24 protein-coding genes are annotated in these 26,390 nt (G+C 73.2%); 9 read left to right on the forward strand and 15 right to left on the reverse strand.

Annotation, left to right across the window (positions count from 1 at the left end; all coding sequences use genetic code 11):
• Positions 1–51 precede the first annotated feature (51 nt).
• Together AMK31_RS29430 and AMK31_RS29435 are read right to left on the reverse strand one after the other, a co-directional pair.
• Positions 52–1,146, reverse strand: a complete 1,095-nt coding sequence (locus tag AMK31_RS29430; RefSeq protein WP_073943726.1) for a baeRF3 domain-containing protein — start codon at positions 1,144–1,146, stop codon at positions 52–54.
• Positions 1,147–1,199: 53 nt separating this feature from the next.
• Positions 1,200–2,870 carry an alpha/beta hydrolase gene (locus AMK31_RS29435; RefSeq protein ID WP_073943727.1) on the reverse strand — a complete coding sequence of 557 codons (1,671 nt, stop codon included), beginning with the start codon at positions 2,868–2,870 and terminating at the stop codon, positions 1,200–1,202.
• Between the two features lie 298 nt (positions 2,871–3,168).
• On the opposite strand from AMK31_RS29435, the gene AMK31_RS29440 reads away from it, so the two are divergent.
• A complete protein-coding gene (locus tag AMK31_RS29440; RefSeq protein ID WP_107468762.1) occupies positions 3,169–3,873 on the forward strand; it encodes a chaplin in 705 nt (234 codons plus the stop codon).
• Between the two features lie 362 nt (positions 3,874–4,235).
• Here the strand turns inward: AMK31_RS29440 and AMK31_RS29445 are convergent, their stop codons facing one another.
• The 6 genes from AMK31_RS29445 to AMK31_RS29470 form a co-directional block, all read right to left on the reverse strand.
• Positions 4,236–4,715: a nucleoside deaminase gene (locus tag AMK31_RS29445; protein ID WP_073943729.1), complete on the reverse strand. Its 480-nt coding sequence runs from the start codon at positions 4,713–4,715 to the stop codon at positions 4,236–4,238.
• 88 nt (positions 4,716–4,803) lie between these two features.
• Entirely contained in the window at positions 4,804–5,067 is a 264-nt protein-coding gene (locus AMK31_RS29450; protein WP_073943730.1) for a GlsB/YeaQ/YmgE family stress response membrane protein, read from the reverse strand.
• A 181-nt stretch (positions 5,068–5,248) separates the two neighbouring features.
• Complete coding sequence (locus tag AMK31_RS29455; protein WP_073943731.1) at positions 5,249–5,689, reverse strand: SPW repeat protein; 441 nt, start codon at positions 5,687–5,689, stop codon at positions 5,249–5,251.
• A 78-nt stretch (positions 5,690–5,767) separates the two neighbouring features.
• Complete coding sequence (locus AMK31_RS29460) at positions 5,768–6,823, reverse strand: acyl-CoA dehydrogenase family protein (RefSeq protein ID WP_073943947.1); 1,056 nt, start codon at positions 6,821–6,823, stop codon at positions 5,768–5,770.
• 41 nt (positions 6,824–6,864) lie between these two features.
• A complete protein-coding gene (locus tag AMK31_RS29465; RefSeq protein ID WP_073943732.1) occupies positions 6,865–8,241 on the reverse strand; it encodes a cryptochrome/photolyase family protein in 1,377 nt (458 codons plus the stop codon).
• Positions 8,238–9,770 (reverse strand): SDR family oxidoreductase, encoded by a 1,533-nt coding sequence (locus tag AMK31_RS29470; protein ID WP_073943733.1) that lies wholly within the window; start codon positions 9,768–9,770, stop codon positions 8,238–8,240. The genes AMK31_RS29465 and AMK31_RS29470 overlap by 4 nt, the downstream gene beginning before the upstream one ends.
• A gap of 178 nt (positions 9,771–9,948) precedes the next feature.
• Here AMK31_RS29470 and AMK31_RS29475 point away from each other — a divergent pair, with 178 nt between their 5' ends.
• The gene (locus tag AMK31_RS29475; protein ID WP_073943734.1) at positions 9,949–10,446 is read left to right on the forward strand and encodes a MarR family winged helix-turn-helix transcriptional regulator; all 498 of its coding nucleotides are present in this window, start codon (positions 9,949–9,951) and stop codon (positions 10,444–10,446) included.
• 172 nt (positions 10,447–10,618) lie between these two features.
• Positions 10,619–12,730 (forward strand): MMPL family transporter, encoded by a 2,112-nt coding sequence (locus AMK31_RS29480; RefSeq protein ID WP_073943948.1) that lies wholly within the window; start codon positions 10,619–10,621, stop codon positions 12,728–12,730.
• A gap of 182 nt (positions 12,731–12,912) precedes the next feature.
• Here AMK31_RS29480 and AMK31_RS29485 read toward each other — a convergent pair whose 3' ends face one another.
• Positions 12,913–13,782, reverse strand: coding sequence for a DUF6923 family protein (locus AMK31_RS29485; protein WP_143204266.1), 870 nt, complete (start codon positions 13,780–13,782; stop codon positions 12,913–12,915).
• Positions 13,783–14,165: 383 nt separating this feature from the next.
• Here AMK31_RS29485 and AMK31_RS29490 point away from each other — a divergent pair, with 383 nt between their 5' ends.
• Genes AMK31_RS29490 through AMK31_RS29505 form a run of 4 tightly spaced genes read left to right on the forward strand, consistent with a single transcriptional unit; the run spans position 14,166 to position 20,062 of the window.
• Positions 14,166–15,494, forward strand: a complete 1,329-nt coding sequence (locus AMK31_RS29490) for an aldehyde dehydrogenase family protein (protein ID WP_073943949.1) — start codon at positions 14,166–14,168, stop codon at positions 15,492–15,494.
• Between the two features lie 59 nt (positions 15,495–15,553).
• Complete coding sequence (locus AMK31_RS40765; RefSeq protein ID WP_073943736.1) at positions 15,554–16,825, forward strand: baeRF2 domain-containing protein; 1,272 nt, start codon at positions 15,554–15,556, stop codon at positions 16,823–16,825.
• A gap of 28 nt (positions 16,826–16,853) precedes the next feature.
• A complete protein-coding gene (gene polX, locus AMK31_RS29500; protein WP_073943737.1) occupies positions 16,854–18,611 on the forward strand; it encodes a DNA polymerase/3'-5' exonuclease PolX in 1,758 nt (585 codons plus the stop codon).
• 41 nt (positions 18,612–18,652) lie between these two features.
• Positions 18,653–20,062, forward strand: a complete 1,410-nt coding sequence (locus tag AMK31_RS29505) for an RtcB family protein (protein ID WP_073943738.1) — start codon at positions 18,653–18,655, stop codon at positions 20,060–20,062.
• 31 nt (positions 20,063–20,093) lie between these two features.
• Here AMK31_RS29505 and AMK31_RS29510 read toward each other — a convergent pair whose 3' ends face one another.
• The 4 genes from AMK31_RS29510 to AMK31_RS29525 all read right to left on the reverse strand — a co-directional run bounded on the left by AMK31_RS29510 (position 20,094) and on the right by AMK31_RS29525 (position 22,992).
• Entirely contained in the window at positions 20,094–20,549 is a 456-nt protein-coding gene (locus AMK31_RS29510) for an archease (RefSeq protein ID WP_073943739.1), read from the reverse strand.
• 65 nt (positions 20,550–20,614) lie between these two features.
• Entirely contained in the window at positions 20,615–21,274 is a 660-nt protein-coding gene (locus tag AMK31_RS29515; protein WP_079186979.1) for a CatB-related O-acetyltransferase, read from the reverse strand.
• A 100-nt stretch (positions 21,275–21,374) separates the two neighbouring features.
• Positions 21,375–22,361, reverse strand: a complete 987-nt coding sequence (sph, locus tag AMK31_RS29520; protein WP_073943740.1) for a sphingomyelin phosphodiesterase — start codon at positions 22,359–22,361, stop codon at positions 21,375–21,377.
• A 172-nt stretch (positions 22,362–22,533) separates the two neighbouring features.
• Entirely contained in the window at positions 22,534–22,992 is a 459-nt protein-coding gene (locus AMK31_RS29525) for a pyridoxamine 5'-phosphate oxidase family protein (RefSeq protein ID WP_073943741.1), read from the reverse strand.
• Positions 22,993–23,388: 396 nt separating this feature from the next.
• Here AMK31_RS29525 and AMK31_RS29535 point away from each other — a divergent pair, with 396 nt between their 5' ends.
• Positions 23,389–23,784, forward strand: a complete 396-nt coding sequence (locus tag AMK31_RS29535) for a VOC family protein (protein ID WP_073943743.1) — start codon at positions 23,389–23,391, stop codon at positions 23,782–23,784.
• A gap of 45 nt (positions 23,785–23,829) precedes the next feature.
• The gene (locus AMK31_RS29540; RefSeq protein WP_073943744.1) at positions 23,830–24,900 is read left to right on the forward strand and encodes an adenosine deaminase; all 1,071 of its coding nucleotides are present in this window, start codon (positions 23,830–23,832) and stop codon (positions 24,898–24,900) included.
• Here AMK31_RS29540 and AMK31_RS29545 read toward each other — a convergent pair.
• Both AMK31_RS29545 and AMK31_RS29550 read right to left on the reverse strand, forming a co-directional pair.
• Positions 24,882–25,397: a mycothiol transferase gene (locus AMK31_RS29545; protein ID WP_073943745.1), complete on the reverse strand. Its 516-nt coding sequence runs from the start codon at positions 25,395–25,397 to the stop codon at positions 24,882–24,884. The genes AMK31_RS29540 and AMK31_RS29545 overlap by 19 nt on opposite strands.
• Positions 25,398–25,422: 25 nt before the next feature.
• Positions 25,423–26,307, reverse strand: a complete 885-nt coding sequence (locus AMK31_RS29550; protein ID WP_073943746.1) for a LysR family transcriptional regulator — start codon at positions 26,305–26,307, stop codon at positions 25,423–25,425.
• Positions 26,308–26,390: the final 83 nt, after the last annotated feature.

Below are 26,390 nucleotides of genomic sequence, written 5' to 3' on the forward strand. Positions count from 1 at the left end.
CTCCCGGCGTAGCGTACGGTCGGGCCGCGGGCCCGGTCAGCGGCGCAGCCGTCAGTAGCGCAGCACCCCGGCGATGCCGCCCGCCTCGCCCAGCGTGCCGTCGGGGACGAAACGCACCTCGGCACCGGTGTCCAGGCACCTCTCCACGATCTCGTCGACGATGTCCTCGCGGGCGTCGAGGTCGCCGCTGTCGGCCGGCACCAGATGGGCGCCGTCGTCGCGCACGGTCACCCGGTAGTTCTCCTCGACGGCGAGCAGCCGGACGCGGGCCTGCATGGCGTTCTGCCACACCTCGTCGACACCGGCCACGAACTCCTTGTGCCCGCGCGCCGTTTCGAGCTCGTCGGCCACGCTGTCCACGCCGCGCGCCTCCTCGGCCTCGATCAGCGGCCGCACTGCCAGCCAGACCTCGTTCGGGCCGGCGTGCGCCAGGCCCGCGCGCGGGACCTGCGTCGCGGCCTTGGTGGCCTCTCCGACATCGGTGAGCAGGGACAGCGCCGCGGGCTCGCCGGTCACGTACAGCGGGCGGGGGCTGCCGCGCAGCACCGCGCCCATCGCCCGGTCCGCCTCCCGCAGGAAGTGCCGGGTGCCCTCGTCGCGGTAGGTGCTCGGCATGTCGCCGAGGCGTTCCTGCCGCTCGGGGTCGAAGTTGGGGTTGGCGCGCAGCAGCGGGAAGCCGCCCGAACGTTCCTCGACGACCCGGTCCGCGCCGCCGCTCCACAGCGTGACGCGGTCCGCCGCGACCGACAGCACCCAGAAGGGCCGCTCGGCGGCCTGCGCGGAGACCAGGTTGCGGGTCAGGAAGGTGTCCGAGAGCACCACGCGCTCGGGCACGCTCCGTGCCACCGACCACACCTGGTGCTCACCCGGCGCGGCGAAGATCACCAAGCCGTCCTCGGCGTGCGTCAGATCGACCTCGGCGAGCGCCTGGTCCAGCTGGGCCTCGACGTCGACGCGCCGGTCGCGGGGGATGGCGGGATCGTGCTCCAGCTGCCGTTTCGCCTCGGCGACGACATTGCGCAGCCGGACCGGATCCTGGGTCTTCTCCGGCTCGCGGCGGTGCGTCGGGGTCAGCACGGACACCGCGGGGTAGGGGCGCGGGCGGCGCAGCTCGGCGAGGGTCGTGGGACTGAGTGCGTGCTCCATGACAGCACCATAGGACCGATCGGCATCTCGGGCATTCGGGGAGGATTCAACGCTCATTGCCGCTCCTCAGCGCCGCACGAACTCCCGTTCGCGGGCAGCGAGCCGTACCGCAGGAAGTCGTCGACCTTGCGGTGCACGCACTTCGACGAGCCGTACCCGGTGTGCCCGTCGGCCCTGTTGTCGAGGACGACGGCCGACGAGCCGAGCCGTTCCGCGGTCTCCACGGTCCAGCGGTACGGCGTCGCCGGGTCGCCCCGGGTGCCCACCAGCAGCAGCTTCGGGGTGTCGACGTCCTTCACCTCGTCGCGGATGTAATCGGTGCCCCGGGGGCGGCCGTAGCACAGCAGCACCTCGGTGAGCCGGTACCGGCCGAAGACCGGCGAGGCCTGCTCGTACGCGGCGCGCAGCCGGCCGAGGTCACGGGTGACCTGGTCGGCCGTGGGGCGATCGGGATCGTCCGCGCAGTTGATCGCCATCAGCGCCGCGGCGAGGTTGTCGAGGGGGATGTCCTCCTCGTCGGTCAGGCCCCCGTCGGTCTCCGGTCCGGTCTCCCGCGGGCGTTCGGCGTCCGGGCGCTCCCCGGCACCCGGGATGCCCGGGATGCCCGGTACACCTGGCACACCCGGGACGCCCGGCACACCCGGGACGCCCGGCACCGAGTAGCCGCCCGTCACGAACGCCTCGATGCGGCGGGTGTCGCCGTCCTCGACCAGCGAGGCCAGCGCCCGCTCCAGCATGGGCCACAACTCCCGGCTGTAGAGCGCCTGTCCGATGGCGCCCACCAGGTCCTGGCCGGTGAACTCGTAGCCGAAGTCGGTCGGCAGCGGATCCTGGTCCAGCGAGCGGACCAGCCGCAGCACCTCCTCCCGCGCGGTGCGCGCGTCCTGCCCGAACGGGCAGGCGATGTCCTCGACACACCAGTCCAGGAAGTCCTCCAGGGCCGTCTGCTGGCCCCGGGCCCCCGCGATCCCCTGCTCGGTGAGGGGTGCCGTGAGGGTGTCCACGCCGTCCAGGGCGAGCCGGCCCACCCGGTCCGGGAACTGTGCCGCGTACACCGCGCCGAGCCGCGTCCCGTAGGAGAAGCCGAGGTAGTTGAGCTTCTTGTCGCCCAGCGCCTGCCGGATGACGTCCAGGTCGCGGGAGGCGTTCACGGTGCCGATGTGCGGCAGGACCGGCCCCGAGTGCTCCGCGCAGGCGTCGGCCGCCCGCTTCAGCCGGCTCAGCATGTCCCGGGGATCGCGCAGTACGTCGTCGGTGTCGTCGCCGGCCGTCGCGTACGAGCCGCCGCAGCTGACGGGGGAGGACCGGCCGACGCCGCGCGGGTCGAAGCTCACCACGTCGTAGGTGTCGGTGAGGTCCATGAACTCCTTGCCGCTGTGGGCCAGTTCGGTGACGCCCGCGCCGCCGGGACCGCCGAAGTTCAGCACCACCGAGCCGCGTCTGTCGCCGCTGGCCCGGTAGCGGGCCAGCGCCAGGTCGAGGGTTTTGGCCTCGGGCCGCGCGTAGTCGAGGGGGACCGTGACCTTGCCGCACTGCAGGTCCTGCGGCATCTGCAGGCCCTCGCACGGGCCCCACGCGACCTTCTGGTCGTAGAAGCGGGACAGATCGGGCCGGCCGTCGTCCGCCGCCGCGGCCGGAAGACCCGCGCACAGCAACGACACGGAGACGGCCCCCATGAGTGCGCGGCGCCGCAGTGCGGGCCACGTCGACGGCTTTGCCGGCATCGATGCCTCCACGGGCGCCAGGCCGCGGACCGGTGACCAGCACCCTCGCTCACGATAGGCGGCTGCCGGAAGGGCCGCCTCCGGGCGGGCGCGGGCGGCCGGGAGGGAGTACCCTTCGCCCGCTCTCACTTCCGGCGCGGACGTCCTGTCGCCAGTTCGACCGCGGACCCACTCGATGGGGTGAACGGGGGACAAGCCATAACCCGGACGGGTCGCCCGCGTTTTATCCGTTGCGGGTGAGCACCCGCTGATCCGGTGCGGGCGAGGGCCCGTGACCATGTCTGGAAGGCAGAGACCCATGAGACGGGCTACCCGTAACGGTGTGTTCGCCGTCGCCGCCGCGTCCGGCGCGATGGCACTGACGTTGCCGGCGCACGCCGACTCCGAGGCCGACGGCGGCGCGGCCGGCTCGCCCGGGGTGATCTCCGGGAACACCATCCAGCTCCCGGTGCACGTACCGGTCAACGCGTGCGGGAACACGGTGAACGTGGTGGGGCTCCTCAACCCCGCCGTCGGCAACGGCTGCGCCAACAAGGGCGGCGGCACCTCGGAGGAGGCCTCCAGCGTCTCCGGCGGCGGGGCGCACGCGGAAGGCGCCGCGACGGACTCGCCCGGGGTGATCTCCGGCAACGGAGTGCAGCTCCCCGTCGATCTGCCGGTCAACGTCAGCGGCAACTCCGTGAACGTGGTCGGCGTCGGCAACCCGGTCACCGGCAACGAGTCCGTGAACACCCCGGGCGAGGAGCCGGAGGCGCCCGGCAAGCCGAAGCCGCCCGTCACTCCCGAAGAGCCCACCGAGCCGCGCCCCGAGCCCGAGTCGCCGCCCACGGGCGAGACCACCCCCGTCCCCAGGCCCGCCCCGCACGCGCCGGAGCAGCCCACGACGCCTGCCCTCGCCGTGACGGGCAGCGATGCGATGCTGCCCGCGGCCGTCGGCGCGACGGCCCTCGTCCTCGGCGGCGCCGCGCTCTACCGCAGGGCCAGGCCGGGAAACGCCCGCTGACCGCACCCCCACCGACGGAAGGCCCCGCCGGCAGCCGCCGGGCAGGGCCTTCCTCCGTTCCACCGCTCCTGCGTGGACGCCGGACGGACGTGCCGGGCGGAGCCGCGGGCGGGGGCGCCGCATGCGCTGGGTGCGGCGCCCCCGCCCGGTCGTGGGGTCGACCGGCAGCAAGGGAATCGCCGCGTCGGGACGGTCCCAGTCGCTGTACGTCGAAGCCGTACGTTTACGGCGTATATGTGCGACTCTGCGCCAGTGGTTCCCTTGCGTCAAGGGATGCCCAGGGCCTCAGGGTCATGTGGTGCCGCCGCGTCCTCGCGCCGCCGGGCGGGCTGGACGCGCTGCTCGACCGCCTCGGCTGAGGATCAGCGGCCGTGGAAACGGTGATGCAACCGCCGTACCGCGTCCGCCAGTTCGGGCACCGGGCCGTCGACTGTCACCCCGGGCGCCACCTCCTGAACGGGCAGCGCCCGCACCGGCGCCCCGGGCACCCCCAGCTCCGCCAGCCACTCGGTCAGCTGTGCGGAGGAGGCCACGTACACGATCCGTCCCAGACCCACCCAGGCGTGCGCGGCCGCGCACATCGGGCAGTGTTCGCCGGAGGTGTACACCGTCGCCGCCGCCCGCTCCTCGGGCGACAGCCTGGCCGCCGACCAGCGGGCCAGTTCGAACTCCGGATGCCGGGTGCGGTCGCCGGACGCCACCCGGTTGTGGTCCTCGGCGAGCACCGTGCCGTCCGCGCCGACCAGCACCGACCCGAAGGGCTCGTCCCCGGCCTCCAGCGCCGCCTCCGCCAGCTCCACACAGCGCCGCAGATACGGCAGTTCGGTGTCCTTCACGGCCATGGTGTACGAGTCTCCTCCGCGACGCGAACGTGACGTGATCTTGCCAGCCTACGCGCGGCCGGCCCGCGTCAGCGCCCGTCGGGGCCCGTCAGCGCCCCACCTTCGACCGGTCGAGGGCGGCCACACCCAGCGCGGCCAGGGCGATCTGGATGAGCCATTCCACCCAGTCGACGCCGTCGGTGTCACCCACGCCCAGCGCGGCGGCGAGCGCCGAGCCGATCAGCGCGGCCACGATGCCGACCAGGATGGTCCACAGGATCCCGATCCGCTGCCGGCCGGGCACGACGAGCCGGCCCAGCACGCCGATGACGATGCCGATGACGAGGGCACTGATGATGCCCGATATCTCCATGTCCGCTCCTTCGAGTCCTTCGATTGCCGGGGTCTTGTGAAGGGTCGCCCGCTGGAGTGCGGGTGCCCGCCAGGTCGCGGACCACTCCGGGGGCAAAGCGGGTGAAGGGGCGAAAACGGTGGTGAGGCCGGTCCGAACGACCGGCCTCACCGCTCCTCGCGCCGCCTCCTCCGGCGGCGGTTCACGGCCTGGGGGCGCTCTTCATCGCCGTACCGGCGCAGACCATGCCCAGGATCAGGGCCAGCGCGCCGATGATGATGTTGTTCCACACGACACCCGCGTCCGGGCTGCTGCCCACGATCCACGGCGAGATGATCATCCACACGCCCAGCGCGCAGCACGCCCAGCTCAGGCCGTACATGCGTTCGGGGGCCCGGGTGAAGCCGAGGCCCAGTACGCAGATCGCGAGCCCGATGATCAGGTTGTGCGGCATCAGGGAGGGCTGGCTGGTCGAGTAGTGGAGTATCCAGGGGGATACGGCGCAGTACAGGCCGAGCAGGAACACCGGCCCGTCCACGAGCGCCACATCGCGACCGCCGAGCATGCGGGCGTACCGATCCCGCATCTCGTGCACATCGGGGTGGCCGGTCATGTCACCTCGGGTGGGGGAAACGTTGGCCATGACTCGTCTCCTTTGACTGGCAGGCCTGACCGCGTCTGGTGTGGTATGCCATAAGCGCGGTGTAAGTTCATAATGCGCTTATTTCGTCTTTATGTGTAGCGCCGCCAAGTGTGCCTCGCGCACCGGCGCCGTCTGCCCCTGGACCAGCAGGAACATCCCCTCGCGGGCCAGCCGCTGGGCCGGGCTGTCCAGGCTCATGGCCCGGCCGCCCCCGGCCACCACCGCGGCGGTCGTGGCAGCCCGCAGCAGGTCGTACGCCCGGGTCCGCAGCGCCAGCCGTTCCTCGACGTGCTCGTGCGGCACCGGATGGTCGGCGAGGGCGTACGCCCGTCGGCGCACCTCGTCGAGCCGGGCGCGCAGCGCGTCCGCCGTCTCCCGGGCGCCGCCCGCGTCGTCCAGCAACCGCAGGGCCGCGTACGCCACCCCGAAGACGGCCGGGGAGGTGTTCGCGCTGCGCGGGATGTCCGTCGCGGCGAACCGCTCCCGAGGCGTGTGCAGCACGACCGACTCGCCGGGCACCCGCAGTCCGTCCAGGTCCAGGGACACCGTCCGGGCGGCGGTCAGCGCCGCGAGCCGCATCGGCGGCGAGGCGCGCAGCCCCGGCTGCTCCCGTGCGCCGGTGAACGCGAACACCACCTCGGCCGTCTCCGTCACACCCGCCAGCAGCATCACGTCGTTCAGTCCCCAGCCGGTGTACCAGGGCACCCTGCCGTCGAACCGCCAGCCGCCCCGCTCGGCCGTCGCCCGCACCGGGACCCGGGGAAAGGCCCGCACATGGGCGTACGCGATGCCCGCCAGCAGTTCACCGGTCGCCAGCGGGCGCAGCAGCCGCTCCCGCACGGGAAGTTCGGTGCGGGCGAGGAGCCGGACCGGCGTGTGGTGCTGCGTCTGCACGAACCACGTCGAGCCGCACGCCCCGGCCAGGATCTCCTGGATCTCCCGGGCGACCGCGTCCGGGGCGCCCGCGCCGCCGTACTCCTCCGGCGCGCTCACCCCGAGCAGCCCGGACTCCCGGACCGCGGCCAGATGACTCGCGGGCACGCCCTCCTGGTCCACGCGTTCGGCCTGCGGGGCGAGGAGGTCCCGCGCGAGCCGGTGGGCACGGGCGACGAGCGGATGCGGTGTGGTGGTCATGACGCCATTGTCGTGGCGCTCGGACACCACGGGGCGGACCGTCAGTCGCGCCCCCGGGCCCGCCGGAAGCGGGCCAGCCCGTCCGCGAGGGCGACGACCGGGTCCGGGTAGCCGAGCGCGGCCCGCTCGCGCCCGAGATTCCACGGCTCGTGCACCGCGGCCCCTGCCACGTCCCGCAGTTCCGGCACCCAGCGGCGGACGTAGTCGCCGTCGGGGTCGTGCCGCCTGCCCTGGGCGACCGGGTTGAGGACCCGGTTCGGGCGGGTGTCGGTGCCGGTTCCGGCCACCCACTGCCAGTTCAGCTGGTTGTTGGCCACATCGCCGTCCACCAGCAGGTCCAGGAAGTGGCGGGCGCCGACCCGCCAGTCGACGTACAGCGTCTTGGTCAGGAAACTCGCCGTCAGCAGGCGCCCCCGGTTGTGCATCCAGCCCTCGTGGCGCAGCTGGCGCATCGCCGCGTCGATCACCGGGTAGCCGGTACGGCCCTCCCGCCACGCCTCGATGTCGTCGTGCGCGGCACCTGCGGAACGCCAGCGGTCGTGCCGCGTACGGTAGTCGGCGCCGGCCGCGTCCGGCCGGGCCGCCAGCACCTGGCGGTGGAAGTCGCGCCAGGCGAGCTGCCGTACGAACGCCTCGGCGCCCGGACCGCCCGCGCGGCGCGCCCGGTGCACCAGCTCGACGGGGGAGAGGGTGCCGAAGTGCAGATGCGGGGACAGCCGGGAGGTGGCGTCACCGGCCAGGTCGTCGTGCCGGTCGGCGTATTCGGCGAGCCCGGAGCGCAGCCATGCCGTGAGCCGCCGCCGGCCCTCCTGTTCCCCGCCGACGGCCAGGCCGGGCGACCGTCCGGCGACCTCGTCGCGGGCGGGGACGCCTTCCGAGCCGACCTCGTCGGGCACCCGTACCGCCCGGGGCGCGGCGAGCGGATCGCGCAGCCGATGCTCCGACCAGCGCCGGAAGTACGGGGTGAACACCGCGAAGTGATCGGAGCCGGACGGCGTCACCGCGCCGGGTGCGACCGCCCAGCTCACCGCGTCGTGCACATGCAGCCGACGTCCGTCCGCCTCCAGGGCCCGGCGCAGCCGCTCCTCGCGGCGGTGGGCGAAGGCGCTGACGTCGGCTGCCACACGCACCTCGGCGGCGTCCGCCTCGGCGGCCACCCGGCACACCTCCCGCACCACGTCGCCCGACCGGACGACGAGCCGCCCGCCGCGCCGGCGCAGGCCCGCGTCCAGATCGGCCAGGCAGTCGGCGAGGAACGCCCGCCGGTTCGGCACGTCGAACCCGGCGGCGGTCACCGCGTGGTCGCGCACGAACAGCGGCACCACCCGGCGGGCGCCGTCCAGGGCGGCCCGCAGCGGCGGATGGTCGTGCAGCCGCAGATCGCAGGTGAACAGGACGACCGAGACGTCCGCGTTCACGGCGTGGCTCCCGAGGGCGGCGGCACCGGCGCCGGGGTCCGCGCCGCCGCGCGGGCGATGTTGCGGGCCATGCCGCCGAACACCAGGGCGTGGAACGGGGACACACCCCACCAGTAGGCCTGGCCGAGCAGACCGTGCGGGTGGAACAGGGCGCGCTGCCGGTACCGGGTCCGTCCGTCACCGTTCTGCTCGGCGTACATCTCCAGCCACGCCAGACCCGGCAGCCGCATCTCCGCCCGCAGCCGCAGCAGCCGGCCGCGTTCGATCTCCTCGACCCGCCAGAAGTCCAGCGAGTCACCGGCCCGCAGCCGCTGCGCGTCCCGGCGTCCGCGCCGCAGGCCGACCCCGCCGAACAGCCGGTCCAGCCGGCCGCGCACCGCCCAGGCGAGCGGGAAGGAGTACCAGCCGTTCTCCCCGCCGATCCCCTCGATGACCCGCCACAGCGCCTGCGGCGACGCGTTCACCGTGATCTCCCGCTCGTCCGTGTACAGGCTGCCCCCCGCCCAGCCCGGGTCGGTGGGCAGCGGATCGCTGGGGGCGCCGGGGACGGAGGCGCTGGACCAGCGGGTGGTGACCTGGGCGTCCTTCACCCGTTGCAGCGCCAGCCGCACCGCCTCGTCGAAGCCGAGCGGATGGCCCGGCGGATCCGGGACGTACGCGGCGATGTCGTGCTCGCGGCAGACCACCTCGTGGCGCAGCGACTCGGCGAGCGGCCGGGCCAGGGACGCGGGCACCGGCGTCACCAGGCCCACCCACTGACTCGACAGCCCGGGGCTGAGCACCGGGACGGGCACGACCAGCCGGCGCGGCAGACCGGCCACCCGCGCGTACCGCAGCATCATGTCCCGGTACGTCAGCACCTCCGGGCCGCCGATGTCGAACGCCCGGTTCACCTCCGCGGGCATGTCCGCGCTGCCGACGAGGGCCCGCAGGACGTCCCGGACGGCGATCGGCTGGATCCGGGTGCGCACCCAGCTCGGCGTGACCATCACCGGCAGCCGTTCGGTCAGATACCGCAGCATCTCGAAGGAGGCCGAGCCGGAGCCGAGGATCACCGCCGCGCGCAGCACGGTCGTGGGGACGCCGGACCCCAGCAGGATGCGGCCCACCTCCGCCCGTGACCGCAGGTGCGGCGACAGCTCCCGTTCGGGCACGCCCGCCGGGGTGAGTCCGCCCAGGTAGACCAGGCGCCGCACACCCGCGGCGCGGGCCTGCCGGGCGAAGACGTGCGCCGCCCGCCGGTCGGTCTCCTCGAAGCGCTTGCCCGAGCCCAGCGCGTGCACCAGGTAGTACGCCACGTCCACCTCGCGCAGGGCGGCGGCCATCGAGGCGTCGTCCGTGACGTCCCCGCGCACGATCTCCACGTCGGCCGCCCAGGGATGGTCGCGCAGCTTGCCGGGCGTACGGGCCACACAGCGCACCCGGTACCCGGCCGCCAGCAGCTCCGGCACCAGCCGGCCGCCGATGTAACCCGTGGCACCGGTCACCAGGCAGCGCGGGGGCTCGCCGGGCGTGTCGTCAGCGTTCATCGGAGCTCGCTCCCTCGGAATGCGCGATCGCCCCCGACGGGTTCCACGCCGGGCCGCTGCCCAAGACTTCCCGCCGGGGGCGATTTCGGACGCGGTGTGCCCCGAACGGCGGACTCCGGGGCCGGGGCGCCCGGGGCCGGGACGTCCGAGGCCGGCGCGCCTTCTATAGGCTGATCGTGTGGCCACAGCAGAAGACCGGGAGCAGCCGACGAGCCGCCCGGAACCCCCCGCGGGGTCCGACCTGTCCTCCTTCGCCGTCCACCTGCGGCGGCTGAACGGCGAACTCAACCGCCTGATGCAGGGCTTCGCCGGGGACCACGGGCTGCACGCCACGGACGTCCACGCGCTCGCCGCGATCCTCGACGCCGAGGAGCCGATGACCCCGGGGCGGCTGCGGGAGCACCTGGGCCTGACCTCCGGTGCCGTGACGGCATGCGTGGACCGGCTCGAACGCGCCGGTCACATCCGCCGGGTCCGGGAGAGCGCCGACCGCCGGGTGGTCCACCTGCACTACGCGGCCGACGCCCGCCCGGCCGCCCGCGTGTACTTCCGCCCGCTGGCGGAGGCGACGCGGGCCGCCACCGACCGCTTCGACCAGGACGAACTGGCCGTGGTACTGCGTTTCCTCGCCGCGTTGAACGAGGAACTGTCCGGGATCAAGCCGCACGGTCGCTGAACGGGCGAGCCGCACGGTCAGTCATCCGGCGAGCCGCCGCATCCGGGGCCCGCCTCCACCACGAAGAGGTCAGGTGGTCTACGATCACGGGCCATGGATAGCTCAATGATTAAGATTCTTTTCTATTGAGCTACCGTCATGCGCCCGTCCACCCATGCGGAGCCCGGAGAACATGTCACCCAGCCCCCGACGTGCCCGACTGCTCGTCCCCCTGCTGCTGCTCGCCGTATGGCTCGGCATCGGCGGCACCCTCGGCCCCTTCGCCGGCCGGCTCGGCGAGGTCGCGACCAACGACCAGGCCGCCTTCCTGCCGCGCAGCGCCGAATCCACCGAGGTCATCGCGGAACAGCGCGCCTTCCGGCAGCAGGAGACACTGCCCGCCGTCGTCGTCTGGACCGACGACGGGAACGCGCCCCTGGCGGACCGGCGCGAAGCCGCCGCGGACGCGCTCACCGGACTCGCCGACGCGCCCGGCGTCGCCGGCCAGGTCTCCCCGGCCCTGCTCTCCGACGACGGCAAGGCCCTCCGCGGTGTCGTGCCGCTGCGCCCCGACCTCGCCGACGAACTCCCCGGCACCCTCGAACGCATCCGTGCCGCCGCCGAGCGCGTCCCCGGCACCACCGTCCAGCTGGCCGGACCCGCCGCGACCCAGGCGGACCTGTCCGACGCCTTCGCCGGCATCGACGGGATGCTGCTCGGCGTGGCGCTCGCCGCCGTCCTCGTCATCCTGCTGCTCGTCTACCGCAGCGTGCTCCTGCCCCTGGTGATCATCCTGGGCTCGGTGTTCGCGCTCGGACTCGCCTGCGCCGTCGTCTACGCGCTGGCCGACCGCGACGTGCTGCGCGTCGACGGACAGGTGCAGGGCATCCTCTCGATCCTCGTCATCGGCGCGGCCACCGACTACGCGCTGCTCGTCACCGCCCGCTACCGCGAGGAGCTGGCCGCCCGCGCCGACCGGTACGCGGCCGTCATCGCCGCCGTACGCCGCTCCTGGGGCGCCGTCGTGGCGAGCGCCGCCACCGTCGCCCTCGGCCTGCTCGCCCTGCTGATCAGCGACCTCACCAACAACCGGGCACTCGGCCCGGTCGGCGCCATCGGCATCGGCTGCGCCGTCCTCAGCTCCCTCACCTTCCTGCCCGCCGTCCTCGCCCTGCTCGGCCGCGCCGCCTTCTGGCCCGCCAAGCCGCGCCCCGCACAGGACCCGAACAGCGGCACCGGGATCTGGCAGCGCGTCGCGGCCCTGGTCGACCGGGCCCCGCGCCGGATCTGGGCGCTGTCGCTCGCGGGCCTGCTCGCCTGCGCCGCGTTCGCGCCCGCCCTCACCTCCAAGGGCGTACCGCTCGACGAGACGTTCGTGAACGACGCGCCCTCCGTCGCCGCCCAGGCCACGCTCGGCCGGCACTTCCCCGGCGGCTCCGGCAACCCCACCGTGGTCATCGCGGACGCCGACCGGCTGCCCCGGGTCCTGGCCGCCGCACGCGACACCGAGGGCGTCGCCGCCGCGGCCGGAGCCACCGAGAGCGGACGCCCCGGCGGCGCGCCCCTCGTCGTCGACGGCCGCGTCCGCGTCGACGTGACGCTCCGGGCCGCCGCCGACAGCGACGCCGCCAAGGACACCGTCGCCCGGCTGCGCACGGCACTGCACGCGGTGCCCGGCGCGGACGCCGAGGTCGGCGGTTACACCGCGCAGCAGTACGACACCCTGCGGACCGCCGAGCGGGACCGGTCCCTCATCGTCCCCGTGGTGCTGGCGATCATCTTCGTCATCCTCACGGTGCTGCTCCGCTCCCTGCTGATGCCGGCCCTGCTGGTGGCGACCGTGGCGCTCAACTTCCTCGCCACCCTCGGAGTCTCCGCGCTCGTCTTCGAGCACGTGCTCGGCTTCACCGGCACCGACCCGTCCGTGCCGCTGTACGGGTTCGTCTTCCTGGTGGCCCTCGGCGTCGACTACAACATCTTCCTGATGGACCGGGTCCGCGAGGAGTCCCTGCGGCACGGCGTCCGCCAGGGCGTGCTGCGGGGCCTGGTGAGCACCGGCGGGGTGATCACCTCCGCCGGCGTGGTGCTCGCCGCGACCTTCGCCGCCCTCGGGGTGATCCCGCTGGCGTTCCTCACGCAGATCGCGTTCATCGTCGCCTTCGGCGTGCTGCTCGACACCCTCGTCGTACGGTCCCTGCTGGTGCCCGCGCTGGTACGGGACATCGGGCCACGCGCCTGGTGGCCGGGACGGCTCGCCCGGAGCCGGGACGGCGGGGACGCGGGGGCGCGGCCGGGCGCACGGTGAGCTGAGCCGACCGGCGGGAGCGGCGCGGGGCGTTCAGTCGTCGTCCGACAAGAGATGCACGGGCCCGTCCCGGGTGACCTACGCGTGCGTGCCGCGGGAGAACGTCGCGTAGGCCTTCCGGGTCCGAGCCCGTACACAAGCCTGTACACAAGGGACCGGGAGGCGTCCCGGTCCCGACGCGCTCAGTGGCCGGACGACTTCGGGAAGCAGGAGGTGGCGTCGAAGTTCGTCGTCGCGGGCGCGGTCTGCGTCGACACGACGGTGAAACGCGGGTCGGACCCGGCAGCGTCCCGCACGCGCACCCGGAAGAGCTGCCCGGCGTTGCGGAAGAGACCGAGATCGCCGTTGCCGTGGACGAAGACGCCCCCGAAGTCCGAGCCTCCCGGAAGGACACCGGGGAAGAAGTCCACGCTCTCCTCGGCGATGTCGATCCGGGTGATGGCGCCCGAGTCGGTCGAGCCCCAGAGGAAGCCGTCGCGGAAGGCGATGTCGAAGATGTCGAGCTCCGGGTCGGCCAGCTCCGGGACGTCGACGACTCCCGTCACGGAACGGCTTCTGACGTCGATCCGGTAGATCTCGCCGGTGTCGTCGGCCAGGACGTAGTAGTTTCCGGCGTCGTCGAACGTGCCCGAGATGTAGAGGGCGGGCGGCAGGCCGGCGATGGGGCCGAGCGGGTGCGAGATTCCGTCGCGGCCGAACCGGAGCAGGATGTTGCCCCCGCTGCCGAACGTGGTCGCGTAGACGAACCCGTCGCGGGGGTTCAGTCCGAGGGCGTTGTAGAGGGTCGTCTGCGCCGACAGCGGCTTGAACTCGACCGCTCCACGGCTGCTGACGGCTTTGGCGAACACGTTGGTCGGCGTCCCGAACGAGACGTAGACCTGCCCGCGGCACGCGACGGGTCGTGCCGCGGGCTTTCCGTGCGGATCGTCCGCCGCCGACGCCGGCATGCCGGAGGCGAGCCCTGCGACGAGGCCCGTCACACCGAGCGCGGACCATGCCCGCAGCCGCCACTTGCCGCTCCGGTCCGCCGTCCCGATCCTTCTTCGGCTCATGAACATGTCCCTTCCGCTGATCGGCCGCGTGCGCGTGCCGGTGATACCGGGACATAGACCAGCACAATGGGAATCAGGGGGAGATCACGGCTCGGGCTTCCGGAGCCGAGTTCCCTCCAATGTCCGACGCCTCCTGACCGTTGCCGGGTCAGGCGCTGCCGCGGCGGGCGCGTCGCCGGCGCTCCTGGTGTCCGGCCTCGTCACCCGCTCCCGCCGGAATGTATTTTGGTACCTGAAAGGTTGGCGTATACATCGACATTGACCATCACCCCGGGCCCACCAGCCCGCGTCCATCCCAGCGAGGCACCGTGAACCACCCCAGCCCCGAGCAGTCCGAGCTGTCCGAGCTGTCCGAGCTGTCCGAGCTGTCCGAGCTGTCCGAGCTGTCCGAACCGTCCGAGCGGTTCGAGAAGCCCGCCGACACCGTCGCCCGTCTTCGGCGGACCTTCCGCAGTGGCCGTACCAAGCCCGTCGAATGGCGCACCGCCCAGCTGCGCCGGCTGCGGGACATGATCACGGAGAACGGCCCCGAGCTGGCCGCCGCCCTCCACGCCGACCTGGGCAAGAGCAGCACCGAGGCGTACCGCACGGAGATCGACTTCACCGTCCGGGAGATCGACCACACCCTGGACCACCTCGACGGCTGGCTGCACCCCGAGCCTGCCCCGGTCCCCGCGTACCTCGGCGCCGACGCCCGCGCCTGGACGCAGTACGACCCGCTCGGCGTCGTCCTGGTGATCGCCCCTTGGAACTATCCGGCGCAGCTCCTGCTCACCCCCATGATCGGCGCCCTCGCCGCGGGCAACGCCGTCGTCGCCAAGCCCAGTGAGCTGGCGCCCGCCACCTCCGCCGTGCTGGCCCGCCTCGTCACCGCCTACCTGGACACCGAGGCGGTCGCGGTCGTCGAGGGCGGCGTGCCGGAGACCACCGCGCTGCTCGCCGAGCGCTTCGACCACATCTTCTACACCGGCAACGGCACCGTGGGCCGGATCGTCATGCGCGCCGCCGCCGAGCACCTCACCCCGGTCACCCTGGAACTCGGCGGCAAGTCCCCGGCGTTCGTCGACCGCGACACCGACCTCGACGTCGTCGCCGACCGTCTCGTCCGCGGCAAGTTCCTCAACGCCGGCCAGACCTGCGTCGCCCCCGACTACGTCCTCACCGACCCGGCGACCGCCGCCGCCCTCGAACCGGCGCTGGCCCGCTCGGTCGAGGCCCTCTTCGGCACCGACCCGTCCGCGTCCCCCGAGTACGGCCGCATCGTCAACGAGCGCCACTTCGACCGGCTCGCCGGCCTGCTCGACTCGGGCCGCGTCGTCGTGGGCGGCGCCCGCGACCGTACGGCCAAGTACATCGCGCCGACCGTCCTCGCCGACGTCGACCCCGAGTCGCCGGTCATGGGGGAGGAGATCTTCGGGCCGATCCTGCCCATCGTCACCGTGCCGGGGCTCGACGACGCGATCGCCTTCGTCAACGACCGTGACAAGCCGCTCGCCCTGTACGTCTTCTCGGAGTCCGAAGACACCCGGGCCCGCATCGCCGCCGAGACCTCCTCCGGCGGCCTCGGACACGGTCTGCCCCTCGCCCATCTCACCGTCTCCGACCTGCCGTTCGGCGGGGTGGGGGAGAGCGGCATGGGCAGCTACCACGGCCGCTACTCCATCGAGACCTTCAGCCACCGCAAGGCGGTGCTGGAGAAGCCGCTGAGCTGATCCGGCCGGGGGACGGGGGCAGGCCGGCGCCGCCGAGGGGCGTCGCATGGCGCCAGGGGGTGGGGGTACTCGTCCGGGCGCGGAACACCGTACGGCACCACCACCCCGAGCCGACCATGAAGCTCTCGTTCCTCGACCCGCTCTTCGCCACCCCCGGCCCCTGGGCCACCGCCTACCTCGACAGCTCGCGCGCCCCAGGCGCCGTGCTCGACACCCTGCTCGCCCAGGGCGCCGACCAGGCCACCGTCTCCGCACTGGAGACGGCCGTGGGGACGACGGACGCGCCGGGGCAGGCCCTGTTCGCCGCGCACGGACACCTCGTCCTGGCGGCGGACCTGCCCGACCCGCCCGACGAGGACCGAGCCCGCTTCGACGACCTGCCCGACGCCCTCCCGCTCGCCGTCCGGCACGCGCCGGACATCCCGTACGCCGCGATCACGATCACGCGCCGGGAGCCGCCGCCGGAGGAGGAACCCCCACCCGACGACGGACACGACGAGTACGACGGTCTGGACGAACTCGACGGATACGACGGCACGTACGGCACGTACGGCACGTACGACACATACGCGCCTCACGAGGAGCCCGACGCCGACACCGCCCCCGGCGCCCCCGACCCCACCCCCCACATCCTCCTCACCTGCGAGACCGCGCACTGGCCCGTCGGCCGTGTCCGGCCGGGGCCGCGACTGAGCCGCCGGGTCCCCGTGGGGGACTGGCAGCGGGCCGCCCCGCGCCTCGCCCGGGAGCTGACCGAGCTGGCGGACCGGCATGCGGCGGAGGTGGTCCTGGTCTGCCGTGACGCGGGCGATCCCTGGCTGTCCGGTGTGCTCGTCAACCGGCTGCCCATCCACCTCCAGAACAAGCTGACCACCGTCGACGAGGAGCCCGGGACCCTGCGCCCCGAGACGCCCCACCCGCACCTCGCCCGGCTGCTGCGCGGCCGGCTCAGGTCGGCGGACCAGCACCAGCTGGACACCTTCTTCGCCCAACGCGCCCGGCACCGGCCGAAGTCCGAGGGCGTCGCCGCCGCCGTCACCGCCCTGCAGCGCCGGCAGGCGCGGGCGGTGCTGCTCACCGACGCGCTGCGGCTGCCCGACCGGCTCTGGACGGGCTCCGATCCGACGCAGATCGCCGTGTCGGCGGCGGAGCTGGAGGCGTACGGCACGCTCTCCGTCCACGAGGAACCGGCCGACGCGGCGCTGCTCGCCGCCGCCGTGCGCACCGGAGCCGAGCTGATCGTGCCGCCGTCCGACCGGGTGCCCCTGACGGACGGCATCGGCGTGGTGCTGCGCTACCGGGACGCCGCCGACATGGCGATGACGGCATGAGTGCCGCCGCCGCGCCTACCCTGGAAGCGTGGCTCGTTCCAACGACGAGGTCGCCGCGCTGTTCTCCGAGTACGCGGACCTGATCTCGATCACCGGAGGGGACGCGTTCAAGGCACGCGCCTACGAGAAGGCCGCCCGGGCGATCGGCGGCCACCACGCCGATGTGTCCGGCCTCGACGTGAAGGGGCTCCAGGAGATCCCCGGCGTCGGCCGGTCGGTCGCGGAGAAGGTGGTCGAGTACTTCCGCACCGGCGCCGTCCCCGCCGTCGAGGAGCTGCGGGCGAAGATCCCCGCCGGCGTGCGCCGCCTCACGGCCATCCCCACCCTCGGCCCGAGGAAGGCCCATGTGCTCTACGAGGAGCTGGGCATCGCCTCCGTAGACGAACTCGTCGACGCCATCCACGCCGAACGCCTGCGCGACCTGAAGGGCTTCGGCCCCCGGACCGAGGAGAACATCCTCCACGGCATCGGCCTCCTCCAGTCCGCGGGCGGCCGGGTCCTCATCGACATCGCCATGGACGCCGCCGAGACGATCGTCGGCGAGCTCTCCGGCGCCACCGGCTGCCGCCGCTGCGCCTACGCGGGCTCCCTGCGCCGGGTACGCGAGACCATCCGCGACATCGACGTGCTGGTCGCCGCCGAGGACTCGGCACCGGTGACCCGGGCGTTCACCGAGCTGCCGTACGTCACCGAGGTCATCGCCCGGGGCCGTACCAAGACCTCCGTGCGCACCGCGAAGGGGCTCGCCGTCGACCTGCGGGTGGTCCCGCCGGACTCCTGGGGAGCGGCCCTGCAGTACTTCACCGGCTCCAAGGCGCACAACATCCGCACCCGCGAGCTGGCCGTGCACCAGGGCCTGAAACTCTCCGAGTACGGGCTGTTCGACGCCGAGAGCGGCGAGAAGATCGTCTCCGAGACGGAGGAGGACGTGTACGACCGGCTCGGCCTGCCGTGGATCCCGCCCACCCTGCGCGAGGACCGCGGCGAGATCGAGGCCGGACTGAACGGCGAACTCCCCGAGCTGGTGACCGAGCGGGACGTCCGGGGCGACCTGCACACCCACACCGACCTCACCGACGGCCTCGCCCCGCTGGAGGAGATGGTCGCCGCGGCGGCCGCGCGCGGCTACGCCTACTACGCCGTCACCGACCACGGCCCCGACATGGCCATGCAGCGCATGACCGACGAGCGGATGCTCGCCCAGCGCGAGCAGATGCGCGAACTGGACGGCGCCTACGACCGGCACGGCCGGCGCGAGGCCACCGGAAAGCAGGGCGGGATGCGGCTGCTGCACGGCGCCGAGCTGAACATCGGACCCGACGGCGAAGTCGACTGGCCCGCCGGCTTCCTGGCCGGGTTCGACCTGTGCGTGGCCTCCGTGCACTCCCACTTCAACCAGGACCGCGAGGCGCTGACCCGCCGCGTCGTACGGGCCTGCGAGAACCCGTACGTCAACGTCATCGGCCACCCCACCACCCGGATCATCGGCAAGCGGCCCGGCATCGACGCCGACCTCGACGCCGTCTTCGCCGCCTGCGCCCGAACCGGCACCGCCCTCGAGATCAACGCCCACCCCGACCGGCTCGACCTGCGCGACGAGGACATCCTGCGGGCCCGGCGGCACGGGGTTAAGTTCGCCGTCGACAGCGACGCCCACGCCGTGCCCCACCTGGACAACCTGCGCTACGGCGTGGGCACCGCCCAGCGCGGCTGGCTCACCAAGGACGACGTGATCAACACCTGGCCGCTCACCCGGCTGCGCCGCTTCCTCCGCAAGGGGCGGTGACCCGGCGCGCCCCCGGCACCCCGGACCGCGAGGAACCAGCCATGGAACTCGTCGAGGAAACCCCCCACCGCTTCCGCCTCGACCCGCACGGCGCCATGCGGGTGCCCGGCGTGGTCTTCGCCTCCCGCGACCTGCTCGCCGACGCCCGGCAGTCCCTGGCACAGGTCGCCAACGTGGCCACCCTGCCCGGGATCGTCAGCGCCTCCTACGCGATGCCCGACATCCACTGGGGCTACGGCTTCCCCATCGGCGGCGTCGCCGCGACCGCCGTCGAGGAGGGCGGGGTGATCTCCCCGGGCGGCGTCGGCTTCGACATCTCCTGCGGGGTGCGGCTGCTCGCCGCCGACCGCGACCGCACCGAACTCACCCCGGCGCTCGGCGCGATCATGGACGGACTGGACCGCGCGATCCCGCGCGGCGCCGGACCCGGCGGGGTGTGGCGGCCCGGCCCCGGCGAACTCGACCGCATCCTCGAAGGCGGCGCCCGCTACGCCGTCGGCCACGGGTACGGCGAGGAACGCGACCTGCTCCGCTGCGAGGACGGCGGGGCGGTCGACGACGCCGAGGTGCGCGAGGTCGGCGAGCGGGCCCGCGAACGCGGCCTGGGCCAGGTCGGCAGCCTCGGCTCCGCCAACCACTTCCTGGAGGTGCAGGAGGTCTCCGAGGTCTACGACGAGACGGTCGCCGCGGCCTTCGGGATCACCGCCGGACAGGTGTGCGTGATGATCCACTGCGGATCGCGCGGCCTCGGCCACCAGATCTGCACCGACCACGTCCGGGCGATGGACCGCGCCATGGCCCGCTACCGCATCACCGTCCCCGACCGGCAACTCGCCTGCACCCCGGTGGACTCCCCGGAGGGCCGCGCCTACCTCGGCGCGATGGCCGCCGCCGCCAACTACGGCCGCGCCAACCGCCAGTTGCTCTCGTACGCGGCCCGCAAGGTCTTCCGCCGCGCCTCGGGCGCCCACCTCTCCCTGGTGTACGACGTCTCCCACAACCTGGCCAAACTGGAGACCCACCACGTCGACGGGCGGCCCCGCCCGCTGTGCGTGCACCGCAAGGGCGCCACCCGCGCCTTCCCGCCCGGCCACCCCGAGCTGCCCGCCGATCTGCGCGAGTCGGGCCAGCCGGTGCTGATCCCCGGCACCATGGGCACGGCCTCCTACGTCCTCGCCGGGGTCACCGGCGGCGACGCCTTCGCCTCCACCTGCCATGGCGCCGGGCGCCGGATGAGCCGCCACGAGGCCGCCCGCACGGTCACCGGCAGAGAGCTGCGGGCCCGCCTGGAACGCGCGGGCATCGCGGTCCGCCCCCGCTCGTGGCGGGGCCTGTCCGAGGAGACCCCGGAGGCGTACAAGGACGTCGGCGCGGTGGTCGCCGCCAGCGAGGGCGCGGGACTGTGCCGGACCGTGGCGCGGCTCGTGCCGTTGGGCGTGGTGAAGGGCTGAGAACCTCGCGCTGCTCCGGCGGACCCGCCGCTCACACGTCGATCGTCACCGCGCACGACCAGCCGTACGCGTCGGGCCGGATGCGCAGCTCGTGCCAGGCGACGGCCTTCGGCACGGCCCCGGTGATCTCCACGCTCTTCAGCTCCGCCATGGCGAACCGCACCTCCAGCGCCCCGTCGGCGGGGGCGGCGGCCACGTCCACCGGGATCTCGCCGCGCACCTCCAGCCGGTAGACCACTTCGTCCAGCAGGGCCGCCAGCAGTTCCTCGTCGCCCTCGTCGGGCAGCCGTACCCGTGCCACGGAGGTAGCATGCGCACCGGTCACGTCCACGAAGCACTCGACCATGCCCCGTACGGCCTCCAGCAGGCAGCTCTCCCGATCGGCGCCCCATGCCTCGATCCGTACGTCGGCCGTGTGCCCGGACGCCCGGTGACCGCTCGAACCTCGCCGTCGCACCGCGATGTCGTCGTCCGTGTCCCCGACCATGCCACGCCGAGTTCCCCTACCGGCCCCGCCGCACACGCCGCGCCCCCGGGCCCGAGGTCCGCACGTCACGGGGCGGATCCGGCCGCCCTGCCCGGCGCGGCGGCCTCCAGATCGGCGATGCTGCCCGACATGATCGCCCGCACGTGCTCGGTGATGTGCTCCGCCGGCCAGTCCCACCAGGCCACCGCCAGCAGCCGGGCGACGTCCTCGGCGCCGTAGCGGGTGCGGATGAGGCGGGCCGGGTTGCCGCCGACGATGCCGTAGTCGGGTACGTCGCCGGTCACCACGGCACCGGAGGCGATGATCGCGCCGTGCCCGATCCGGACACCGGGCATCACCGTGGTGCCGTGGCCGAACCAGACGTCGTTGCCGACGACGGTGTCCCCGCGGTTGGGCAGGCCGGTCAACAGGTCGAAGTGCTCGGCCCACGAGCCGCCCATGGTGGGGAAGGGGAAGGTCGAGGGGCCGTCCATCCGGTGGTTGGCGCCGTTCATGATGAACCGCACGCCCGTTCCCAGAGCGCAGAACTTGCCGATGACCAGCTTCTCCGGCCCGTAGTGGTAGAGCACGTTGCGCGTCTCGAACGCGGTCGGGTCGTCCGGGTCGTCGTAGTAGGAGTACTCTCCGACCTCGATCAGCGGGGACTTCACCAGCGGCTTGAGCAGCACCACCCGCGGCTGCTCGGGCATCGGACGGAGAACCGTCGGGTCGGCGGGCACAGGCATGGGAAGCGCATCCTCGTCGTCGGGGCACACTGCGTGCCGATCATGGCATGTCCCATGATCCTGCTGCTCGACGAGGACGCGCTCACGACGACCCCGCCGCTCAGCCCGCGTGGCCGGTCACCGGGTAGTGGTCCGACAGGTTGGTGTACGTGTACGACGTGCCCCAACTGGACACCGTCCAGGGCGCCGACGTCTCCTTCACCACGTCGTTCTTCCACACCGCCGGACGTGCGTGGCCCGCGCGGTGCAGGACGTAGTCGAGGTCCTCGCGCGGGTCGTCGGGGTAGCGGTCGCGGGCGATGGAGTTGTCCTCGGTGTCGAAGGAGTACGGGTGCCCGGTGCGGGCCTCGGCGCCGGCCAGGCCGCCGTCGGCGAGCATCGAGGCGTACTCGGCGCTGTGCGAGTCCACGTTCAGGTCACCGGCGACCAGCACCTGCTCGCTGGCCGGGATGTTCTTCGCGTCCAGGAACGCGTCGATCGCCTTGAACTGCCGGCTGCGCGTCGCGGCCGCCTCGCCGGCGTCGCAGCCCGGGTCGGTCGACTGGGCGTGGGTGCCCACGACGTGCACCCTGGCCCCGTTCACGTTCAGCACCACGTACGCGAAGCCCTTGTTGGACCACCAGTCCGCCCCGCACGCGTCCTCGAAGACGTACTGCTCCTTGCGCAGGATCGGCCACCTGCTGAGCACGGTGACCCCGCCGTCCTCCGGCGTCGTCGCCGAATAGGCGCCGCCCGTCGCGTCCCAGCCGTCCTTGGAGCGGCCGACCACCGGCGTCTGGTACGGGTAGGCCCCCGCGGCGGCCCGCTTCAGCGCGTCCGAGGAGGAGTTGTCGAACGCCTCCTGGAGCACCACCACGTCGTTGCCGTGGAAGAACGGCGCCTTCGCGATCTCGGCGGCGCGGTGGTCCTGACCCCAGTTCGGGTAGAGGGACTTGCTGAACAGGAACACGTTGTACGACAGGACCCGCACCGGCGGCGCCTGCTCGGCGGCCGTGGCGGTGGGTGCCGTGCCCGCGAGCCCGGCGGTGGCGAGGGCGAGGGCGAGCACGGCTGCGGCCGGGGTGCGGCGCGCGGTGGGGAACGGCACTGGGTCTCCCTGTGGGTGAGGGGGCTGAGTGGCGCCGCACATCAAACCACCGGGAATTACTCTCAGGTAACCACCGTGCGGGAAAAGAATGTCGTGCGGAGGTACGCCCGGGTCGCAGACCTTTTCGCCGTCAACACCTGCGCGGTGCCGGGCCGTTCACCCGCGCGTGCCGTCAGACCGTCCACACCCCGTCCCGCATCACATACCGCCCCGCCATCTCGTGCTCCCCGCGCAGGGCCTGCACGTCCCGCGGGCGGACGCGGAAGTACGCGTACGACGGCGCGTCCCGGCCGGGATCCCACCCGTACTTGTCGACGTAGGCCCGCACGGTCGCGGCCGCCATCTCGTCCCGCGTGAACGTCTCCACGTCCCCGTCGATCAGCACCACGTCCTGCGTGTCCCCGAACGCGAGCCGGACCCGCCGGCCGTCGCGCAGGTTGCGGCCCGTCGGGTTGGTCGTCCGGGTGGCCAGCCACACCGTCTCCCCGTCCCACAGGAACCAGAGCGCGACCAGCCACGGCGTCCCGTCACCGCTCGCCGACGCCACCCACACGTCCTGCTCCCGCTCCAGCCGGTCCAGGACGTCCTGCTTGCGTCGCGCGGGGGTGCGCGGGGCCTTGGTGATCTTCATGCGGCGACGGTAGCGGCAGGGCGCGGGCGCCACGTCGGACCGGGGGCGGAGTGCCGTACGGGGCTTTCGGCCTAGGCTCTGTCGTTTGGATCAGCCCGGTTGTGAGGGACGGTGCGTCCTGGCCGGGTCGAGCGGGGTCTGGTGCGTGCAGCTGCAAGGCGGAGGAGGGAGTCGACGCGGCGCGTCGGCGACTGACGACAACGCGGCAGATGTGCGTGCCAGATCCTGCGACGCCGGGATGATCCAAACGACAGGGCCTAGGTCGGGGCCCGCCCCCGGCACACTGCCGCGCCCGCGGGGCGTCGGGTGGCGGCTGTCCGAGCGGCACCCGGGACTGGCATCCGCCAAGTTTTACGTATAACCTCTCCGGTCAATCACACCTCCCGAAAGGCTTCGATGAGACGCATCGCCCTGGTCACCCTCGTCGTCGACGACTACGACGAGGCGATCCGCTTCTACACCGAGGCACTGGGATTCCGGCTCGCCGAGGACGCCCCGCGTCCGGACGGCTCCCGCTGGGTCGTCGTCGAGCCCGCGGCCGAAGGTGCCGGCACCGCCCTGCTGCTGGCCCGCGCCAAGGGCGAGGCCCAGCGCGGCCGGATCGGCGACCAGACCGGCGGGCGGGTCGGCTTCTTCCTGCACACCGACGACTTCGCCCGCGACCACGCCCGGATGCGCGCCGCGGGCGTGACCTTCCTGGAGGAACCCCGGCACGAGCCGTACGGCACGGTCGCCGTCTTCCAGGACCTGTACGGCAACCGCTGGGACCTGCTCCAGCCAGCCGCCTCCTGACTCACCCCGAACTCCACTCACCGACCCGCCGAGGAACCACCAGACATGTCATCTACGCGCATAGACGCCGACGTCCTCCGCCGCCTCCCGAAGGCCGTCCTGCACGACCACCTCGACGGCGGCCTGCGCCCCGCCACCGTCGTGGAGCTGGCCCGGGAGGCCGGCCACAGCCTGCCCACGAACGACCCCGACGAGCTGGCCGCCTGGTACTTCGAGGCCGCGAACTCCGGTGACCTGGTCCGCTACATCGCCACCTTCGAGCACACCCTCGCCGTGATGCAGACCCGCGAGGGCCTGCTGCGCACCGCCGAGGAGTACGTCCTCGACCTGGCCGAGGACGGCGTCGTCTACGGCGAGGTCCGCTACGCCCCCGAGCTGATGCTCAAGGGCGGTCTGACGCTCGCCGAGGTCGTCGAGACCGTCCAGGAGGGCCTCGCGGCGGGGATGGCGAAGGCCGCGGCCGCCGGCACCCCGGTCCGCGTCGGCACCCTGCTGTGCGGCATGCGGATGTTCGACCGCACCAAGGAGACCGCCGACCTGGCCGTCGCCTACCGCGACGCGGGCGTCGTCGGCTTCGACATCGCCGGCGCCGAGGACGGCTTCCCGCCCGCCGACCACCTCGCCGCCTTCGACCACCTGCGCCACGAGAGCGTGCCGTTCACCATCCACGCCGGCGAGGCCCACGGCCTGCCCAGCATCCACCAGGCCCTCCAGGTGTGCGGGGCCCAGCGCATCGGCCACGGCGTGCGCATCACCGAGGACATCGTCGACGGCAAGCTCGGCCGGCTGGCCGGCTGGGTCCGCGACCGCCGGATCGCCCTGGAGATGTGCCCCACCTCCAACCTGCAGACCGGCGCCGCCACCTCGATCGCCGAGCACCCGATCACCGCGCTCAAGGACCTCGGCTTCCGGGTCACCCTCAACACCGACAACCGTCTGGTGTCGGGGACGACCATGACCCGCGAGATGTCGCTGCTGGTCGAGCAGGCGGGCTGGACCGTCGAGGACCTGCGCACGGTGACCGTGAACGCCGTCAAGAGCGCGTTCATCCCGTTCGACGAGCGCAAGGCCCTCATCGACGACGTCGTGCTGCCGGGCTACGCCGCCGCGCTCTGAACCAGCCCGCGCGCATAGGCGGCCTGTCCGACGTGCTGAAGGTCGTCGGACAGGACGCTCACCAGCCGTACGCCGAGGCTGACCGGCGGATCCCAGCGCTCGTCCACGATGCGCTCGAGGTCCTTGGCGGTCAGCCCGCGCACGAAGGACAGCGTCTGCTCGTGCACGGCGTCGTAGTACCCGGTCAGCAGGCCGGGGGAGTCCACCCGGACCTTGGCGACCTTCGCGGAGCTGTGCCCGTAGCCGGTGTCCCGGCGCGGCAGCCCGAGGCCGAAGCGCTTCTCCCAGTCCTGCGTCAGCCACACCTGTTCCAGCTCGGCGGCGTCCGCGATGTGATCGTCCTGGACCCGGGTGAGATGCCAGACCAGCCAGGTGACGGAGTTGGCGTCGGGGCCGGGCCGGGCGTTCAGCTCGTCGGCCGTCAGGCCCTCGACGGCGGCATGGACTTCTTCCCGGATGCGGCCGTAGCCGTCGATGAGGATGTCCTTCGCGTGCATACGTCCACCATCGCGCGGACGCCGCTCACGCGCCCCTCGTCTCCAGCAGCGCCATCAGCGCCCGGGCGGCCGGACTGGTCGCCTCCGGCGGCGGCAGCAGGGCCACCGTCTCGTACGCGGCCTCGCCGGTGCCCTTCAGCGGCAGCGCGGTGAGCGACGGGCGCTTGTGCCGGAAGTGGTGCGGGACGACCGCGATGCCCAGGTCCTCGTCCAGCAGGTCGAGCAGGCTGTGCACGTCGTTCACCTCCAGCGCCACGGTCCGCCGTACGCCCGCGGCGGCGAACGCGGCGTCGGTGGTGCGGCGCGGCCCCCAGTCCGGGTGGAAGTCGACGAACACCTCCCCGCCGACGTCCTGCGGCGTGACGGCCGCCCCGGCCGCCGCCAGCGGATGGCTCGGATGGCACAGCACGGTCATCGGCTCGCCGGTCAGCCGCACGGACCGCAACTGCTCGGTGTCCGCGGGCGTCCCCACCGCGAACGCCAGGTCCAGCCGCCCCGCGGCCACCTCCTCGGTCAGCGCCGCCGAGCCCGCCTGCCGCAGCCGGACCTCCACGTCCGGATGGCGCCGCCGGAACGCGGCGAGCAGCCCCGCCACCGGCACCCCGGCGATGCACTGCTCGGTGCCCAGCGCCAGCGTGCCGCGCAGCACGCCCTGCACCGCGGCCACCGCCTCGTGCGCCGCCCGCACCTGCGCGAGGACGCGTTCCGCCTCGACGCGCAGCGCCCGGCCCGCCTCGGTGAGCGTCACCCGGCGGGTGGTCCGCACGAACAGCGGGGTCTGCAGCTCCCGCTCCAGCGCCCGGATGGAGGCCGACAGGCCCGACTGGGACACCATGAGCCGTTCGGCCGCGCGGGTGAAGTGCTGGTCCTCGGCGACCGCGAGGAAGTGCCTGAGCTGGCGCAGTTCCATGACCGAGAAGCGTAGTCGCTGAATTCCATCGGATTCTTCTGTTGGACCACTGGCCGCAGGTCACGACAGAGTTGGGGGGACGG

This window comes from Streptomyces sp. TSRI0107 (assembly GCF_001905845.1).
Lineage (GTDB): Bacteria > Actinomycetota > Actinomycetes > Streptomycetales > Streptomycetaceae > Streptomyces.